The organism is Rhabdochlamydiaceae symbiont of Dictyostelium giganteum, from assembly GCF_964291045.1.
Taxonomy (GTDB): Bacteria; Chlamydiota; Chlamydiia; order Chlamydiales; family Rhabdochlamydiaceae; genus PALSA-1444.
Genome location: NZ_OZ197277.1, coordinates 1,437,075 through 1,456,948 on the forward strand (window position 1 = coordinate 1,437,075; position 19,874 = coordinate 1,456,948).

General features: G+C 36.7%; 10 protein-coding genes. 3 read left to right on the forward strand and 7 right to left on the reverse strand.

Annotated elements, in window-relative coordinates:
• Nucleotides 1-23 precede the first annotated feature (23 nt).
• Nucleotides 24-860 (forward strand): hypothetical protein, encoded by an 837-nt coding sequence (locus ACI7T6_RS05110; RefSeq protein ID WP_404665304.1) that lies wholly within the window; start codon nucleotides 24-26, stop codon nucleotides 858-860.
• Here ACI7T6_RS05110 and ACI7T6_RS05115 read toward each other — a convergent pair.
• Together ACI7T6_RS05115 and ACI7T6_RS05120 are read right to left on the reverse strand one after the other, a co-directional pair.
• Nucleotides 857-3,166 (reverse strand): DEAD/DEAH box helicase, encoded by a 2,310-nt coding sequence (locus tag ACI7T6_RS05115; RefSeq protein ID WP_404665305.1) that lies wholly within the window; start codon nucleotides 3,164-3,166, stop codon nucleotides 857-859. The two genes, ACI7T6_RS05110 and ACI7T6_RS05115, sit on opposite strands and share 4 nt — an antisense overlap.
• 5 nt (nucleotides 3,167-3,171) lie before the next feature.
• Nucleotides 3,172-4,119: a rhodanese-related sulfurtransferase gene (locus ACI7T6_RS05120; protein WP_404665306.1), complete on the reverse strand. Its 948-nt coding sequence runs from the start codon at nucleotides 4,117-4,119 to the stop codon at nucleotides 3,172-3,174.
• Nucleotides 4,120-4,252: 133 nt separating this feature from the next.
• On the opposite strand from ACI7T6_RS05120, the gene rpsD reads away from it, so the two are divergent.
• Nucleotides 4,253-4,873, forward strand: a complete 621-nt coding sequence (gene rpsD, locus ACI7T6_RS05125; RefSeq protein WP_404665307.1) for a 30S ribosomal protein S4 — start codon at nucleotides 4,253-4,255, stop codon at nucleotides 4,871-4,873.
• Nucleotides 4,874-4,954: 81 nt separating this feature from the next.
• Here rpsD and acnA read toward each other — a convergent pair whose 3' ends face one another.
• From acnA to ACI7T6_RS05150, 5 genes are all read right to left on the reverse strand, one after another.
• A complete protein-coding gene (gene acnA, locus ACI7T6_RS05130; RefSeq protein WP_404665308.1) occupies nucleotides 4,955-7,726 on the reverse strand; it encodes an aconitate hydratase AcnA in 2,772 nt (923 codons plus the stop codon).
• Between the two features lie 300 nt (nucleotides 7,727-8,026).
• Nucleotides 8,027-11,287, reverse strand: coding sequence for a hypothetical protein (locus ACI7T6_RS05135; RefSeq protein WP_404665309.1), 3,261 nt, complete (start codon nucleotides 11,285-11,287; stop codon nucleotides 8,027-8,029).
• Nucleotides 11,288-11,447: 160 nt separating this feature from the next.
• Nucleotides 11,448-15,593 (reverse strand): hypothetical protein, encoded by a 4,146-nt coding sequence (locus ACI7T6_RS05140; protein WP_404665310.1) that lies wholly within the window; start codon nucleotides 15,591-15,593, stop codon nucleotides 11,448-11,450.
• Between the two features lie 16 nt (nucleotides 15,594-15,609).
• A complete protein-coding gene (locus ACI7T6_RS05145) occupies nucleotides 15,610-16,572 on the reverse strand; it encodes a hypothetical protein (protein ID WP_404665311.1) in 963 nt (320 codons plus the stop codon).
• Nucleotides 16,573-16,605: 33 nt separating this feature from the next.
• The gene (locus tag ACI7T6_RS05150; RefSeq protein ID WP_404665312.1) at nucleotides 16,606-17,964 is read right to left on the reverse strand and encodes a hypothetical protein; all 1,359 of its coding nucleotides are present in this window, start codon (nucleotides 17,962-17,964) and stop codon (nucleotides 16,606-16,608) included.
• A 218-nt stretch (nucleotides 17,965-18,182) separates the two neighbouring features.
• Between ACI7T6_RS05150 and ACI7T6_RS05155 the strand changes: the two genes are divergently transcribed.
• Nucleotides 18,183-19,751: a hypothetical protein gene (locus ACI7T6_RS05155; protein ID WP_404665313.1), complete on the forward strand. Its 1,569-nt coding sequence runs from the start codon at nucleotides 18,183-18,185 to the stop codon at nucleotides 19,749-19,751.
• The last annotated feature ends 123 nt before the right edge of the window (nucleotides 19,752-19,874 follow it).

Genomic DNA, 19,874 nt, shown 5'->3' on the forward strand with positions numbered 1-19,874 from the left:
ATTAACTATAAAATTAACTCCCTATGATAGACATTACAGTTTTTGGTGATTATTTTCGCAGTCACAATCACCACTATTGGGATGGATCAAAGGGAGTAATTAAAACACTATTAAAAATCACATTTGCAATTGCTGTTATCTATACACTTGGAAAACTCTTTTCTAAAATCTACCGATCTCTTTTACCCCCTTCTCTTCCACCGCCACCCTCAATCACAGGAAAGCTCCCCCCACGTTCTAGAGCCTCTTCTCTCTCTTCTCAAGCTCCTGCTGCCCCTCCTGTCATTAAAACTCCCCTGCAAACGCAGCTCTACACCCTTATCCCTAAGAATCTCTCTCCTTGTCCCATCATGCGAGATCGCATAGAAAATAGCGTGAACTTTGCGAACTATTTTTATAAAGAAATATTAAGAGGAGACCGTATTCAAGATGGTATTATTCAAGGAAACTCTTTTTCCTTTAATTATGAACACTCTTTAAAAATCCCCTTAAAAAAGGTGCCTGAAAAAATCACAGAAGCGCTCTCTTTACCAGAGCTTCAAGCAAAACAGACGTGCTTTGATCCTTACTCTTGTATTTTTGAGCTCGATCAAGAGCTCTCAGGAGAGATTCACTATACAGAGTCAGCCATTGAATTTCATTTTTTCCCTGAATCTGCCTTTCTTTTAGAAGGCCATACGTTAATTGGACACTTAAAATCCTTAACACTTCCCTATGACGCCTCACAGCTAGTTGAGCTAGAACTCGATTACAAAATGGCTGGAATGTGGCCTGACAAAGACATTGTAAAGCTGATCTTTACAGCGCAAGAGTGGATTGCGATCTTTGATTACAACCTCTTTCCTCACCACTACATCTAAAGCTCTAAAAGCTCTTTAATCTCTTGAAAAGAGATGTTTTCTAAATTTAAGTCCTCTTTACTCCACAGCTCATGAGCAAGCTCTTCTTTTTTCGCTTGAAGCGTTAAAATCTTGGATTCAATGGAGTGATTTAAGATGTATTTACGCGCAATCACACGCTTTGTTTGCCCAATGCGGTGCGCTCTATCAATGGCTTGTGCTTCAATGGCGCTATTCCACCAAGGATCGTAGAGAAACACATAATCTGCAGATTGAAGGTTAAGTCCCACACCTCCGGCTTTTAAACTGATGAGGAAAATAGAGGTATGAGGATCATGTTGAAATTGACTGACTGCTGACTCTTTATCCTGAGTTGAGCCGTCAAGATAGGCATATTTTAATCCTTTACTTTGAAGCGCTTCTCCCATCTTTTTTAACAGCGTAGTAAATTGACTATAAAGTAGCACTTTATGTCCACTATAGACAGCTTCTTCAAGGTCGATGAGCACTTGATTAAACTTCGCTCCTTCTCCTTTAAACTCTGGATATACAAGAGAAGGGTGGCAGCAGTGCTGCCTTAATCTTAAAATGAGCTCTAAAATCTCGAGGGTTTTCATCCCTTGAGAGGGTTCTTGAAGAGCCTGAGTGATTTCTTTCTTCCTGCTTTGTAAAAGGTGCTCATAAGAGGCAAACTCTTCTTCAGAAGGGTCCACTTCAACCAGCTGCATCATCTTTTCAGGAAGCTCTAAATTCACGCTCTCTTTTGTTCTCCGTAAGATGAAAGGTTTCATCTTTTTGTAGATGGTTTGAGAAGAGGGAGAATCAAAGGTTTGATCTGGCATGAGAAACTGAAAGAGAGACAAAATATCTGTGATATGATTTTCAATGGGCGTTCCTGTGATAGCTAGTCTAAAATGAGCTTTTAAAGAACAGACGGCTTGCATCACTTGTGTGGATCTATTTTTAATCATTTGCGCTTCATCTAATATGACAGCCTCAAAGGGTATTTGCTGTAATAAAAGAAGATCTCGCCGAAGAGTTGCGTATGAGGTTAAAATGAGAGGGTGTTTTTGAAGCTCTTCAATGCTCTTATCCCTTCCCCCGCCTTGATGTACATACACCTCTTGAGACGGAATAAATTGATGGATTTGATTTTTCCATAAAGAGAGGAGAGTTACTGGCATCACAATTAAAATAGGGCCCTTTATCACCGTTAAAAAGGCAAGGGTTTGAATGGTCTTACCTAACCCCATTTCATCTGCTAAAAGCCCTGAAAAACCGCTCCTATAGAGAAAATAGAGCCAGTTAACCCCTTTTTGCTGATAAGGAAAGAGCTCTCCTTGAAAATGGGGAGGCATTGTAACATGTTCCCACGCCATTTCCTTGTAACAAGAAGGGAGCTCTACAACCTCTTCTAAAAGCCCGATCATGCTTTTTTTAAACCGTAATCCCCCCTTAACCTTTTCTCCGGCATTTAACACCTGAAAACTCTCAGGAAGATCTAAAAGCCCTACATGGTGAGGGGATAAATTAATCCACCGCGTATGCTTTTCAAAAGAGCCCTCGATCTTTTCAATATTCATGGAGTATGATCCAAATCCAAGCGTTCCTCTCAGTAAAATGGCTTGATCAAGATCGATTGATTCAAGTTCACTAGATGTTTGCCTAACGATAAGTTTTTTTTGATAATCAATCACTTTCCACCCGAGATCAATGAGAAAAGAAAGACTCTTACCCACCTGGTCTAACGGGCAAAAATAAAAGGACTCACCCACCCTTTTACGGTAAAACCCTGTCTCTAAAAGATCCGTTTCCCAAGATTTCTCCTCTTCTGCTAATTGCTGACCTTGAGCCATCACTTCTCCCCACTCTCCGTAATCAAAGCGTAAATTTGCAAATCCCCCTGTCTTATCTGTGAGTTCTAAAAGTGGAAGAGGAGACGGTTTTAAGCTTAAAATAGGTTCTTGAAAAACGAGGGGAAAATCTTGATTTTTGAGCTCCTCAAGCTGTTTGGGAGATAAAGGAGCTAAGAGCTCTTGACACCGCCTCACAACAGTAAACGCATCAGGATCTTCCCAAAACCGAAACACCCCTCCCTCTAGGGCTCCAAAAGGGGTGGTGAGCTCAAAGGTAGAAACTTTTTCTCTTCTTGCTCCCACATGGATAAAAGGGGTCAGGGTAAACTGCCCCTCCTTTTTCATCACATCCACTGTGACGGTGAGCTTTAAAAAAGGGTCTAACACAACCTTTTTTCCTTGCCATGTGAGAAGGCGCCCTTTTGCTAACTCTTGAATCTTGAGATAGGGCCCTTGAAGAAGCACTTCCATAGATTTTAAGAAGAGTGTTCTTGAGAGAGCTCTGCCAGCCTTTGAAAAGGTTTTGGCCTCTCTTGAGGGATAAAGGCTCTAACTCTTGGAGCTAAAGTACAGGTCTTAGAGCAGCACCCTTTTTCTTTTTCTGCACAGGCGTGACACGCTAAGAAAAGGTTGTTGCAATCCATATTAGCGCAGTTAAAATACATATCAGAAAGAGCGTGACAGGTGTGACAGTGGCTAATGATTTCTTCAGGATGATTTTCTGATATGGGAACTGAGAGCCTATCGTCAAAAACAAAGAGTTTTCCTCTCCAGTGATCCACACCCTCTTCCATGCCGTATTTAATGATGCCCCCTTGAAGCTGATACACTTCATCAAATCCTTTCGCTTTCATGAGAGCTGAATACAGCTCACACCGTATACCCCCTGTGCAATACATCATCACTTTGGTTTTTTTAGGGTCTTTGGTTTCTTTGAGCGCATCGACATAGTCAGGAAATTCTCTAAAGGTATTTAGCTGCGGGAGCTCTGCCCCTTCAAAATGGCCAATATCCCACTCATATTGGTTTCTCACATCGATTAAAATGGTCTCTTCATCTTTAGAAGCTAGCATGTTTTTCCACTCTTCAGGAGAGAGATGCGTGCCTGTTTGAGAAAGATCAGCCGGATAATCAAGAGCTACTAACTGCGTTTTTAGTTTTACCGTTTGTCTGGGGAAACAGTGCTCATGCCATGAGTGAATCTTAAACTCCGTGTCTTTAAACCTGGGGTCATTTCTCATCCACTCCATGTATTCTTCAGCAGCTTGTAAAGAGGCGCTCATCTGACCATTAATCCCTTCATGAGAGATGTAGATTCTTGACCGGATATCTCTTGTTAAGAAAAACTTTTTATGCCGAACGACATCATGGGCTGGATCTTCCAGAGGTGTAAAGTTATAATAAGCTAAGACACAATATTTCATAAGGAAGTATTATAAGACTTCTCCCCTCTTCTGACAAGATGCGTGAAAGAAAAGATGTTTTGCTCTTGTGAAAAAAAGTGATTCTCAACTACCATGGTATTCTTTAAGTGAATGTTATTGATCTGGAGCAACAATGGTACGTTATACCGGCCCTAAAAATCGCATCGCCCGCCGCTTTGGCGTCAATATTTTCGGGCGTGCACGCAATCCTCTTCTTCATAAAGCATCCCCACCGGGTGTTCATGGAGCAAAGAGAAAGAAGAAGTCTGATTTCGGCTTACAGTTAGATGAGAAACAAAAACTCAAAGCTGTTTACGGAATGTTAACTCAAAAGCAACTCGTCCGTTACTATAAAGAAGCTTTAAACAAAAAAGGCGTAACTGCTCATCTGTTTATCCGCCGTTTAGAGTGCCGTTTAGATAACGTTGTGTATAGACTCCGTCTAGCTCCTACTATTTTTGCAGCGCAGCAAATCGTGTCTCATGGACATGTTCTTGTGAACGGCAAAAAAGTTGACAGACGTTCATTTGAAGTGAAGCCTGGAATGGTGATTTCTTTAAAGCCAAAAGCTCAACATCTTGAAGTTGTAAAACAGTCTGTTGAAAACACAGCACGTGAAGTGCCAGGTTACGCAGAACTAGACGCTGCAAGCTTTAGCGGAAAATTGGTGAGTGAACCTCATATCGACCAAATCCCTTTCCCTCTTCCGATTAATATTCCTCTTGTTTGTGAACACTTAGCTCACACAAGTTAAGAAGTTATATCTTTATTTAACCCTTTCATGCCAAGAATTTTCCCTCCTGGCATGAAGGGGTTAATGCTTTTTACCCCTTTTTCACTTTGACGCTTCATGCAAGATATCTCTTAGCACATAGTTAAGAATACCTCCATGACGGTAGTACTCAATTTCTACTTTATTATCTAACCGTAGAGTCACAGCAATACTTCTTACCCCCCTCTCTTCTGTAATGTTGAGGATCATCTCTTGATGAGGAAGCAGTTGATCAAACGCTTCTAACCCCTCTAAAGAAAAGAGTTCATGCCCTAAGATGCCATGGCTACTCCAACTCTCTCCTTCTTTAAACTGCAGCGGTAAGATCCCCATGCCAATTAAATTACTGCGGTGAATCCTCTCAAAGCTCTCAGCAATCACCACTTTGACCCCGAGAAGCTTAGACCCTTTTGCGGCCCAATCTCTTGAGCTTCCCATACCGTAATCCCGCCCCGCTAAGATGATAAGAGGAGTCCCTCGTTTTTGATACACTTCACTGGCCTCAAAAATAGAGCATTCTTTTCCCTCTGGCATGAGCTTTGTAAAGCCCCCCTCTTTTCCTTCAACCAGTTGATTTTTAAGATAAATATTTGCAAAGGTGCCCCTTACCATCACATGGTGATTGCCTCTTCTACTTCCATAGCTATTAAAATCACCTACCTTAACCCCTTTAGAGAGAAGATAGGTGCCTGCTGCGCTATCTTTTGAAAAGGCGCCAGCTGGGGAAATGTGATCGGTTGTAATGGAGTCTTTAAAAAGAGCAAGCGGTCTCATCCCTTTAAGAGTTTCTAAAGGAGCGGGCTCTTTTGTAAATCCTCTAAAAAAGGGAGGCTTTTGAATGTAGGTGCTTATTTCACTCCACGGGTAAAGAGAGGAGGTTAGCGCCTCCATCTCTTCCCACTCTAATGATCCTGTGAAATGATCACGGTATCTCTTACGGAAAAGATCTGGCTTTATGACTTGCTGAATCACTTTTTCAATCTCTTCTTTTGAAGGCCAGATGTCTTTTAAAAAGATCGGTAAGCCTTCCTTATCTACCCCTAAAGGGTCTACGGAAAAGTTGATATCTACTCTTCCAGCAAGAGCAAAAGCCACTACAAGTGGGGGTGACATGAGGAAATTTGCTTTCACGGAGCTATGAATACGGGCTTCAAAGTTCCTGTTACCACTTAAGACACTAGCTACAATGAGATCTTTAGCGACAATTTCTTCTTCAATCTCTAAGGGGAGGGGTCCGCTATTGCCAATACACGTTGTGCATCCATAAGCTACTAGCTGAAAGCCTAGCTGATCTAAAGAAGAAGAGAGCCCGCTTTGATCTAAATAATCTGTCACAACTCTTGAGCCTGGCGCTAAGCTTGTTTTAACATAAAAAGGAACACTAAGCCCTTTTTGCACCGCTTTTTTAGCAAGGAGCCCAGCTGCAATCATGACGCTAGGGTTACTTGTATTGGTACAGCTCGTAATCGCTGCAATCACAATAGATCCGTGCTCAAGAGCGCGCTTTGTAGGTATTTCTTGATAAGAGGAAGAGTCATCTTCTTTATAAATCCTCTCTTGATAGAGGCAGTGATGAAGCGGGGAAAAAGGGTCTTCTTCTATAGCTTTTGAAGCGCTAGCGTGTAAAAGGGACTTTCCATACCCTCCCTTAGAAATGGGAAGAAGTATCAGTTTTTGAAAGATCTTTTTGATCTGATTAAGAGGGATACGGTCTTGAGGCCGTTTAGGTCCTGCAACAGATGGGATAATGGAATGAAGATCAAGTTCCATCACCTCTGTGTAATCGATATCTCCTTTTTCAGGAACGCCAAAGAGATGCTGAGCAGTGAGGTAGTTTTTCACAGTTTGAATATAGGACTCTTCTCTTCCAGTCATTCGTAAGTAATCTAGTGTCTTATCATCACACGGGAAAAAACCCACTGTAGCGCCGTATTCTGGTGCCATATTGGCAATAGTTGCTCTATCTGCAACAGAAAGAGACTTTACACCCTCTCCAAAAAATTCGATAAATTTTCCGACTACATGCGCTTTACGTAAATATTCTGTGACTGTTAAGGTAAGATCTGTAGAGGTGACTTCCTCTTTAAGTTTTCCTGTTAAGTAAAAGCCCACCACTTCAGGAAGTTGAACTGGCATCGGAAGTCCAAGCATTGCAGATTCTGCTTCAATGCCGCCTACTCCCCACCCCAGCACTCCAATTCCATTAATCATGGTTGTATGAGAGTCCGTGCCCACAAGCGTGTCTGGATAGAGAAATACTTTACCTTCTTTTTCTTCTCTTACCACACAAGTAGCTAGCGTTTCTAAATTCACCTGATGCACAATCCCCACACCAGGGGGCACCACTTGAAATGTTTTAAACGCCTCTTGTCCCCACTTTAAAAATGTATACCGCTCTTGATTTCTCTGAAATTCTTTTTGGATATTAGTAGCAAAAGCAGAGGACGTTTTGGCAGAGTCGACTTGCACAGAGTGATCAACCACAAGATGAACAGGCACTTTAGGCTCGATACTACTTGGATTCAGTCCAAGCTGAACTGCTGCATCTCTCATCGCAGCAAGATCAGCTAGTAAAGGAACACCTGTTAAATCTTGCAAAATCACCCGACTTACCATCAAAGGGATATCTCTATCTTCAGGATGCTTTGCATTCCAGTTAATGAGTGACTCTATGTCTTTTTCTTGAATCTTTACCCCGTCATAATGTCTTAATAAAGACTCTAGCATGATACGAAGGGTAAGGGGAAGTCTTTGGACTTTATCTCCTAAAGTCTTAAGGGAGTAGTAATACTCCCCAGAAGGGAGCTGTTTTAAACTGCCAAGATGATCATGCATAAAAGCCTTTATGATAAAATGTTAAGGAAATCTTCATAAAAAGTAAGCCTACACAATGAAGACCTCTTTTAGGTGTATAACGAAAAAAAGATTTTCAGACGAGGATTAGATGATATACTTTTGAATCGTTGACTATGCATTAAAAACGTATGAATACTCTATTGTTTTGAATTTCTTGCTTGTTTTTCTAAAGCAAAAAATCAACCTGTAGAGGGTTGATTTTTCGCTATTCATGTCTGACTCACTTATTTGATTAGTGACGGTATCTATTTTTCGATAGCCTATTTTCCAAAAAATAGGTCAAGTAAGCTGAAGATCTTCTTTTAGCGCAGCTTCTAGGTGAAAAACATTATCTTCATATAATTTTTTAAATTTTTGACACAGGTTAATCATAGGGCTCATTTCTCCTTGAGCTCTACTGCCTTTTAGTGCTAAATTACAAAACTCTCTCAAGCACTTTATATCTTTTTCTTGATTTTTAATCACCATAGCCAGTTTTCTCTTCTGTATTTTTGCTAGAAATTTCTCTTTTGTTATTGCTGTGATTGTTTGCATTATCTCATCGAATTCTTTGTTAAGAAGGTTAAAATTTTCTTCTGTTTTTCTTGCATGAACCTGTTGAGATAGTTTAGATTCTTGTATTGCAAGTACTTTTCTCACAGCACTAACCCATGTATGTCTATCAAACTCTTGTTGCCTTTGCTTAATAGAATCTCTTATTTTCCTAAGAGTTTCCATTTGATGATGGCTCATCTCCCATTGCTGAATTTTACCCTTTACCCCTTGTATCCCATTCAAAGTGCACTCTAATTCATACAGCTGCGCTCTTAATTGTTTAATTTTTTTTTCTTCTTCCTCTTGACTAGCCATGCTCATTAGCAGCTGCGCTCTTAATTTCTCAATTTTTCTTTCTTCCTTTTGACCAGCCATGCTCATTATTCGTCCCCCAAAAAAGCCCCATGACATAAACATGGAATCAACCATCGTCTGTTTTATTTCTATCTCTTTCTTAAGACTGATAATTGGTATCTCTATCTCTTTCTTAAGATTGATAATTGATATCTCTATCTCTCTCTTAAGATTGATGATTGATATCTCTATCTCTTTTTTTGCGTTTTCTATTTTTACGTGCTCTTTGGCTGCAGATTCGATTTTTCTTTCGATTTCAATATACTCACTCTCTAAATTGCTACGTTCTGCTTTGGATATAGCAACAACTATAGCGTTGACTTCCTCTAGCATTTCACCTTTCTTGATTGCCTGAGGATCTTTTTCTAATAGCCTTAATTCATAAATGGATTGCTTCAATCCCCTTTCAATAATTTCCATCTTTTCAATTTCGACATTTCTATCTCTTTTGGCTTGCTGTAAAGATTCTGTTTCCGCTTTTTTCTTGATTAATTGCTCATCACATTGTTTGATTTTTTCAGGTAACCCTAATAGATAGGGGGTTAAAATAGAATCCAACCATGTGCGCACAGAGACTTCAATCGACTTCCCAAATTTTGTTTGTATATCTAGCCCCTGCATTGCATTCACATACCGATTTTTCTTAACTTCTTGTTGATAAGCAGTCGTATATTTTGTTAATAATTTATCTTTTTCAAATGCATCTTCAATATCGATAAAATCGATTTGATTCTGATCATGCATGAGACGTAATACTTGCCAAATATTTTTCCTTCTCTCAATCTTTTTTAATTCAAAATCGTCTGATATGGCACCTTCTCTTTCTATTTTTTTCTTTGATTCATTCAATAATTCCTGAATACGGGTCCCATTTTTAAGACTGTCTACAGCGGCTTCATGTTGATCGTGTTTTGTAATCAAGATAAAAAAATTGGAATTTTCCCCAATTTTTGTAGGATTGAAAGAATCTATAAAACGCTCTCTTACAGTCTCAATCAGTTCAATTACAGAATTTGCCCTGTCAACTAAAAAAGCGTGTATGGGAATGATGAGTACAATTGACCTAATCGATTTTGCTTGAGTCATAGCTTGATCAATGCTTAAGTTGGTACAGATTTCAAAATCGCTACCTCTTGTATCATGAAACCCTGGACAATCTCCAAGCATATGAGGAAAATCTTCTAAAGGATACCCTTTTGTATATAACGTTTCAGATTCTCCTAAAGATTGTCCAATAATAGGATATTTGCCGTTATGAGCCTTTTCTTTTATATGAATGACCTTATCCCCAACACGGTTTGTCACGGTTTCCATTTCTGCACCCAGGAAATAACTGATTGCCGTGCTTTTCCCAGAACCTGTATTTCCAATAAAAAAAATCACCTCCTTTCCTTCTATCTCCTCAAGATTTCTATAAGTATCTTTAAGAAGTTCCATTGTTTTTGAAATCACAACACTTTGGCTTTCACCAATAAGCGAGAAATAATTGACCTCTTCGATAAGCTGCTTTAAAATGGCTTCAGGTGTTTGATAAATTTTTAAATGCGTACAGTATTTCAGAGAAATTTCTTTAAGATTTACAGTCAGATCGGGTCGCTGTTTGTTCAAAGAATCCATCCCTTCCGTACTGATTTTTGCAAGTCCGTTCTTTACTAAATCTTTCATTAAGAGTTCTACTAATTGCGCGCTTTCAGATTTTAAAAGCTCAGTACGAATTTCATCTAACGCTTCTCGAATCTGTTTGAGATACATTCTTCTTATCCTTGTATCTTCATTCTCATCCTTGATCAAGATATGATGATTAATATTGGTTGCATTAACTCCTTGAACCTTTTGAGTATCCTTTTTAATTGCTGTATAAATACTATTAAAAAGCTTGGGGTCGATGTACTCACCCTTTTTTCCCTTGATCTCCATTTTAATCGCTTCAATGGGAGAATTTTGATCTTCCCCCTTAAAGTAAATAAATAATTTGCTTTCTAATTCTTGACTATTTGGATGAGTTAATTCAATGTATTGATAAACTCCACCAGCAAATGTAGGACGCATTTCACTTTTAGAAAGCCTGTAAGAACCAGCAACCATTCCTAACGTAATCGAAGAGCTAGGTAAAACATTCAGTATAAACACATCATTGAAATTTAAATTATTGCTCAAAATTGCTGTTAATAATTTATGATGGTGGCTCTTTGTTAGGGCAATGTCATAATGAGGGGTAATCTGAATTTCCATATGATCATGTAGTGTAAAAATCCAATCCCCCTCTTGATTTTTTTGACTATTTACAACAGTTCCATGATAAGTCTCAAGCGTTTCTGGATCTGTTAAATAAAGGGTTTTTTCCTTAAAAAACGTGTCAGGCTCATTCCAATTGTTGGTAAAACCTTCTTGTTGAACAGGTTTTTGTTTAATCACTTGAGCAAGTAGTGTATTGATATTTTTATACCGTGTCGACTTGAGCTCTTGATCGAGTTCATGGCTGCCAATTTGATGAATTTCTAAAATTTTTAAGGTTTCTCGTTTAAATGCCTCAACATCCCTAGATTGAATCAAGCTTTGAATTTTTTCTACAGCTGCATTGTTAAGCCTCAAAATTTGAGGTAATTCAAAAAATATTCCATAGGATTCCCAATTTGAAATTTTATTTACCATATTATTCCTTCAAATATCTTTGTCTTTTTAATTGAAATGATTCATGTCATGAAACTCTTTAATACGTTAAAAGAAAAAAGCGTCCATACCTACAATAAAAAAGAGAGCACTTCTATTCTAGGCGCCCTCTTCAAAATATATCCTCAAATGTTCAAAAGATTTAAGCGAGCTTTAAATCTTCTTCCACTTTTATGGCTAAATGATGAATATTTTCATCATATATTTTTTTAAATTTCTCACATGTAGCAATCATACTACTTCTTTCTTCTTGAATAACTTCTCCTCCTAAAACAAGAATACAAAATTCTCGAAGTTGTTTGGCTGTTTCACCATTATTTTTGATAATGATGGCAAAATTTCTTTTTTGTTTTTTCTCAAATACAATTTTTTCTTCAATTGCTTGGGCAGATTGAACCGCAATTTCTCTACTCTTATTCAGCTCATCAAAATTTTTTTCTTTGTTTCTTAAACGAATGTTATCTGCTAATTCCTTTTCCTTCGCTTTACGTGATTCTTCAATAGAATTTTCCAATGCACGGTTTTTTGCCTCTGTAATTCTTTCCATTACAGAATCCTTTTTCCTTTCCAAACCAGTAATTTGAGATAAAAGGGTTTCCAATTCTTTCTTTTTGCCAACAAGCTTACCTGCTCCATCTAAATCAAGTTGTAGCTCTTTTTGTTTTTTTTCTAAAACAGTAACTTCAGCTCCTTTATTGATAATAGTAGCCTCATTAAGATCAATATTTGGAATAGTATGAGAAATTTTCACCCAAGGTAAAATATCTCCTTTCCATTCAGTTTTAAATCCATATACCATTTGCTTACCCTCAGGATGAATAGTCACCCCCAGGTCAACACTAAATCGCTCTCCTTCTAGTGCCGCTGCAAATTTCCCTTCACCAGAATTATAACTATTATTTCTTTGCATACTTTGAATAAACGCTTGTCGTATTGTTGGGTCTGCAGGAATAACTCTATACTCTTTACTAATAAGAGCTAAATGTTGCAATGTCCCTCTATAATCCTTTGTTTTAACCTTGGTTGAAGCCCCAGCTTCTTCCGAGGTCACAGTTCTCCCTTCTTTAAATGCTTTTTCTCTAACTGCATCTGAATAGTGACAAAAAGATAGCTCTTCTTGGTCTTTATAAGAACAATTCCATAACAATTTAGTTGTTGAACCTTTTGATAAATCTTGAATATCCCTATTCTTTTTTATTATTTCTGATTCAGCTTCTTTAGATTGGTCATTAATTTTTGTAATTTTATCTCTTAGTTCTGAAATATTTGCATTTTCATTTTTGATATCCCTTTCCAATTTTGTTAATTCAAAATTTAGTTGATTGATATTTTCATCATTAATGGCAGAAGATTTTGATTTAATTTCTTCTAGTAACGTATTGCTTTCAGCAGTATGAGGATCTTTTTCTAATTTTATCAGCTCATCGATCAGATTTTTTAATTTTTTTTCGTTCTCTTCCATGCTTGCAATCTTCATTTCTCTAGATTTCTGCTGCTGATCTAACAAAATAATTTTGCCATTCTCTTTAGCTAAATCTTCATTCAATTGCTGTATCTTTTGAGGTAAGTCAATAAGGTAAGGAGTTAAAATCGAATGTGCCCATGTATGTGCAGACATTTCGATATACTTACCAAATTTCATTTGCATATCTTGTCCTTGCATCGCATTCACATAACGACTTTTTTTGACTTGTTGTTGACTAGCTGTCGTATATTTTGTTAATAACTCATCTTTTTCAAAAGCGTCTTCAATATCGATAAAATCAATTTGTTTTTTGTCATGCATCAGGCGCAAGGTTTGCCAAATATTTTTTCTTCTCTCAATTCGTTTGAGTTCAAAATCATCCAATACAGCATTATCATCCTCTAATTTTTTCTTGGATTCATTGAGAAGTTCTTGAATACGGGTTCCATTTTTAATGCTTTCCACAGCTGCCTCATTTTGATTATGTTTGGTAATCAAAATAAAGAAATTCGAATTCTCACCGATCTTTGTAGGATCAAATGCATCTGTAAAACGTTCTCTAACTGTTTCTATTAACTCAATTAAAGGGTTAGCTCGATCAACTAAAAAGGCGTAGAGAGGGATAATTAAGACAATTGACCGAATAGATTTTGACTTGGCAATGGCTTGATCAATACTTAAATTAGTGCAAATTTCAAAATCACCGCCTCTTGTATCATTAAAGCCAGGGCAATCTCCTAGCACATGAGGAAAATCTTCTAATGGATACCCTTTTGCATATAACGTTTCAGATTCTCCTAAAGATTGTCCAATTGTAGGGTATTGACTTGTTTCATTCTCCTCCTCCCCTTTAACACGAACGACTTTATCCCCTACACGGTTTGTAAAGATCTCCATTTCTGCACCAAGAAAATAACTGATTGCAGTGCTTTTTCCTGCCCCTGTATTCCCCACAAAGAAAATAACATCCTTACCTTCTATTTTCTCAAGATTTTTATACGCATCTTTAAGAAGTTCCATCGTTCTTGAAACAACAACGCTTTGGTTCTTATCGACAAGTAAGGCATAGTTGGCCTCTTCAATTAGCTGCTTTAAAATGCGTTCAGGTGTTTGATGAATTTTTAAATCGGTTTCATATTTTTTAGAAATGTCTTTAAGATGTATCTCAAGATCTGGGCGCTGTTGATAAAAAGTGCTCATCCCCTGTGCACTAATTTTTTCTAGTTTTTGCCCCGCTAAATCATCGATTAAAAAATCTAATAAATGCTTATTTGCTGATTTTAAAAATTCACTACGCGCGGTGTCTAGCGCTTCTTTAATCTGTTTAAGATGCATCATTCTAATCTTATTACCATCTTTCTCATCTTTAATAAGAATTTGGTCATCTGCATTTGATTTATTAATTCCTTTTACACTTTGGCTATCTTGTTTAATCGCTGTATACATACTATTAAAAGCTTGCAGTGATACGGATGATTTGTTTGAACCTCCTTCAATCTCAATATTTTTTGGCACTAGTTCATTATTTTTTTCTTGAAGATTTATGCGTATTGTATAATTATTCGATGTAGAATTATTGCTAGTATTTTCTAAATTATTTAATCGAATCTCTTTATATGGTTTACGTGTAATTGTTTTATTATTTTCTATTTGAGAAAAATAATAAGTACCCGCAACCATACCGGATTCAATCGACTGATCAGAGGCTAACTTAAGAGTAAAAACATCTGTTGGATTTAAAGTGCCATTTAAAATAGCTGTTAATAATTTATAACGATTTGCACTTGTAATAGTCGTATGATAAGAAGGTTCAATTTTGATTTCTGAATCATCATGTAATGTAAAAATCCAAGCTCCATTCCTATCTTTTTGACTCTTAACAATCGTGCCATTATGAGTCTTTAATGTTTCAGGATCGGTTAAATAGATTGTCTTTTCCGTAAAAAACACTTCAGACTCATTCCAATAAGTTGCAAGTCCTTCTTTTTTAACGGGCTTTTGTTTGATCAATTGAGCTAAAAGTGTGTTGAGATTTTTATAGCGCGTTTTTTTAATTCCCTGTTCTAATTCTTTCATGTCAATTTGGCGAGTTTCTAGTATTGCCAATACATCTCGTTTAAATGCATCTCCAAGACTTGATTGGATAAAACCTTGAATATTTTCTATACTTCCATTATCTAACTTTAAAATTTGAGGCAACTTAAAAAATACTTCATAAGATTCCCAAAATACAGCTTCTTTTAGAGAGTGCCCTTTAATAATGCTTTCCATATCTGATATGACCGTAGCCAAAGGAACGTCTGATGTTAAGGAAGAAAATTTTTTAAAATTCCCTTTAATCTCCTCAGGCATATCTAGGGATAAAACAGACTCAAAGGAGTATGTCTTTACATCACTCTTGACAGCTAATTGACATGCTTGCAACCCCTTTAAAATATTTTGTTTTGCGTAAGGATTAGCTAATATAGATAATTGTTCTTTTAATTTTTCTAAGGTATTCTGATACCGATTTGTTAAAACAGAAATAGAAAGATCCTGTAAATCAGAACAAATTTGACCACACTCTTTATCAGCATCATCTGCAGAACTATTAAAAACGGATCCAGCAATATGATTAATCGTCTCCATTGCCTTAAGCATAGATGCATCTTTAATTTGACTCTTTTGCACCTCCTCAAAAATATCGTCCTGATAAATATTACGTATCTTTGCTAAAAGTTGAATCACTTTCTGTGTTTCTGGATTATCTGGGGCTGCTTGAAGTCCTTTCTTTAAATCTTGTAATGCTTCTTGATAACGTTGATCTGAAATGATATTTAACATAATAATTCCTTTATTTCTATGATCGATTTTCTTCTTTTAATCCGTTTTCTTCCAAAATATCTGTTAATTTTCGGACTTTAAATGCGACGGGAAAACCACAATGTTGATCGGTGATAAGTTTTTTTTTCCAATTGTTATAAGTATCCCACAAGCTAAAGTTGTCTGTTGTAGGGATAGCTCCTTGACTGATAAATGAAAAGGTATGCATTTGTGATACAACTTTCTTAATCTCTTGGCTGGAGCTTGATTCTGAGAGGGTATTATTTGAAATATTTGTTCCAAATCCAATAAAGGCACCTCCAAGAACTGCCTCACTAATTACAGAAAATTTACTGGCCGTCTTAGTTTGAATCAGCTGATCACTTAAAACTGCATGCTTTCTTATGACAATAGGATCTATCACTCTGACACGAGATAATGTAATAAAAGAACCGAGCAAACACACTTCCTGATCTTGATACTGATCAAGAATCATTCTTGAAACTTGATCCACCAGATCAACAACGGAAGGTAAATAACGCATCTGAGTCAAATGCTCTGTAAATTTGCTTAGTTGCTGTTCTGCCGACTGCCTTTTGAGAACGATAAAATGCATACTTTCAGATTCATCTGCTGTATCTCGGTATTCGATACCGGATCTACTATAGTCAATAGGTAGCATGATCTCAAAGGAAGAAAGCCCTTCCTCATCTCCTTGACACTCCTTGATCCTTTTCTCTGTTCTTTTAAGATTTTCCTCAAACTGTTTTGCCTGTTGATTAAGTAGTCTCAATTGTTGTTGAACACCAGAATCATTTTTTATTTTATCCATCTGTTGCTTGATTTTAATAATTCCACTTTCAAGATCACTTTTTGTCTGCTCAAGATAAGGACGCTCAAGCTCAAAAGTCGGAATGATTCCTCCCATGGCATACCCTGGAAAACAAGGGAGTATTTTTTGAATCGCATTACTGTTTGAACTAAATATGGCGTGGCTCATGATATAACCTCATCTTTTTTCTGGTTTAAGTTATTAAGGTTTTTTAGCATGACTTAACTCTTTAATAATTATTTCAATTTCATTTTCAGTAAGAACCGTGTAATTAAATCCCATAGGAATACCGCAATAAGGATCATCGACAATTGTTCTACAAAAATCATTATAAGCTTGCATTACCTTCCCAGAAGTATGTATAGAATTTTCCTCTTTCTGTATAGCTGTCTGCAATTCATCCATATTGATATTGATGTCCTGCTGTAAACCAGATTGATGCTTGTAATGGTCTTGATTTTCTTGAAAGTTCCTTAATGTTGCATATTTCTTTAAGTTTTGGTCTTCATGCTTGAGTAACTCCTGCACCACTTTTTGCTTGGCTAATTGAGGAATTGTCCCTTGAGCAATAAATTCAATGGATATATCGGTATTATCTGGATGAGATATGTTATCCTCAGATTTATTAGCTTTTTGAAAAGTTTTTAGATGTTCACCTTTATCCTTGAAAAATCCCATTCCTTCCTTTACCTGTTTATTGAAGTGGGAAGAAAAATCTTGTGTCGAATCTTGAGGCTTATTTTTTAGATAAATCACAATAGCTGAAAAATAACCTCCCATAACAGCTTCTGTGAGCATATAGATCTTTTTAGCATTCCCTTGAGCTGTTATCCCTTTTTCTTGATGTCCTTCTTTCATCCTATTTAAGAGAGTGCTGAGTTTTTTAGGATCATAAACAATATCTTTAAAAAGACGAACATGCCGTGTTGTCACGAGGGCAGTGATAAGAAAGATTTTTTTAGCATACCCTTGACTGTGGATTTCACTCACACGGGCTAGAGTATCTGCTGACCAAGAATAAGGAGTTTTGAGTGAAAAAGAGCTGTAAGATCCAGTGACATTTGCACTACCAGCTTGTAAGCTTTGATTGAGTTGGCTCTGAATCTTATGAGAGCTTTCATCCATGTCAATGTATTGAGCGTTGAAATAAATGCCATCAAAACCTCTATGATGCATCGTTATTTGGGTGTGATCAAAGTCGATAGGACTTTCTAGCTCTATTGAAATATTGGGGAGGGAAGGCATTTTTAGACAGCCCATTTCTTCAATCTTTTCAGGCAACTGATCAATTTTTTTCTGAAGCTTAGCTTGCTGTTGTTTCAATAACACCTCAAGCTCATGATCAAATTCTGTTTTATTTTTTTTATGCGTAATGTCTGTAATGTTCCGATCTAAATTTTTAAGATCTCGTTCAAAACCTTGTATTTCATGCTGTATTTTTTCTATTTTTAACAGTGTCTGTGCATATTGTTCCATCTCTTCAATCACGTCACCACTGACTATTGAACCCAAGGTAAGTCCTGGTTGAAAAGGGATTTTTGCATACAGTGACAATGACATGTTAAACGTTATCTCTCGGGATTAATAATTTTAATGACAATACATTTAGCTTCTCTTCTTTATTTTGTAAAGAAAAAAGATAGGTGCTTTCTTTTTGAATTTCTTCTTAAAAAAGATAATTGAATATACATAATTAATATAATTTATTTTTTAATAGTAAAAAATAAATCAATATTTAAGAATGTTTTTTTTCAAACTATAAATATGGAGGAACCTATATGTCAACATCGCTCAACGCAAAGATCCCCTTTCAACCAGGCCTAGCTTTAGGGTCTGTTGTTAGAGGCGATATCATTGAAAAAATGGAAAAATATGGACAAATTCAAGGGAAAATTGAACGCGTTCAAAAAGAACTAAATATTTTAGAGCAGCAAGCTAAAGCAATTGATACCAAGATAGAGGTTATTCAACAAAGAACACCTCCTGTAGGCAAGGCAACGCTCACCCCAGCTGAGAAACTTGACGCTTGTCTTATGAACGTTTATCAAAAACAAAGATCAGCTATTTTAACACAAATTGATCAGATTCCTAAACAAATAGAAAACATTCTTGAAGAAAATCAAGAGCTCCCTATTTTTTCCAATATTTCAACCGCAGTAGAGAGCCCTTTTGATTTCGATAAGACTACTGTTGATACAGAAAAAAGAGGGTTTGATACAGTCACTTTTAGCTCTCAATATGTTGATACAAGTGAGAGTTCTCAAAGAACTGAAGACAAAATGAATCAAAGTTCGAATGCAAGTAGCGCAAATGTAGGGGTCTCTTATGGTGCATTCTCTGCTAACGTCTCGCATTCTTGGTCAAGTGCAGCAACAAACCGTGTCAGTCAGATCAAAAATACAGGATATGCTTCAAAAATTCTCGTGATTAATGCCCTTGTGACAACACGAAATGTTCGTTTATTAAAGAATAGAGCCTATGATCCAATCAAACTAAAAAGCATTTTAAATGCCATGAAAAGTTATAAATTATCAGATCAAAATTCTGTAGATAATGCAGAAAGAAACAGGCAAATAGAGGCGTTAAATAATCTTGGTATTAATGTTATTAATAATAATAAACAAATTTATCTCTTAACTGAAGCTGTTATGGGGGGATCATTTTCTGCTATTGTGACCTACCTCAAGCAAGATAAATCTAACCGAGACACTGAAGATAAAGCAAATACTTCTTCTTCTTCTACAGACGCTTCTGCAAGTGCAAAATTTTGGGGTATTGGAGTGAATGGAGGATATAGTAATTCAAACCAAAAAGCAGATGAATCTCATTCTGATAGCGTCCATAACCGCAATGATCTCAATGTATCCATTGAATTTATTGCGCAAGGTATTATTCCTCAATTTGCAAGAGAAACTGTTGTGAGAGAAGTTCTTAAGCAGCAAGAGCAAAATGTGAGAAAATATGAATCCATGGGAAGTGATAAAACAGGAAAATCTGCATCAGATAGACAAGTAGAGTTACAATCTGCCATGTATAAAAGCCTAAATGGTCTTTCTAATGTAGTGACTCAGAAAGAGGAAGTATCTATTAATACCCCTAACACAATTATGACAGCTTATGACGATTTTTGTGGTGAAATCACAAATGATACTTTTGGAGGAGTTCCTATCGGATTTAATTACGCTATTCTAACGGAAAAAGATATTGAGCAGCTCCTTGAAGCAGCAAAAGATAAGCATGCTCCTTTAGAAACTGAAGTAGTAGATTCAACGGCTTCTCACTCTTCGTCTAAAAAACCGTCATCTAAAACAAATGCTTCTAACGATCAGAAAACCGAATCTAAATAAAAACAAAGAAATCTAAAAAAATGGCTGCTTTTAAAACTAAAAGCAGCCCATTTTATCCATTAATCCAACTCAATGATCCATATGCATTTAGGATTAATCAAAACAGATGCGTATGGCTAAAAA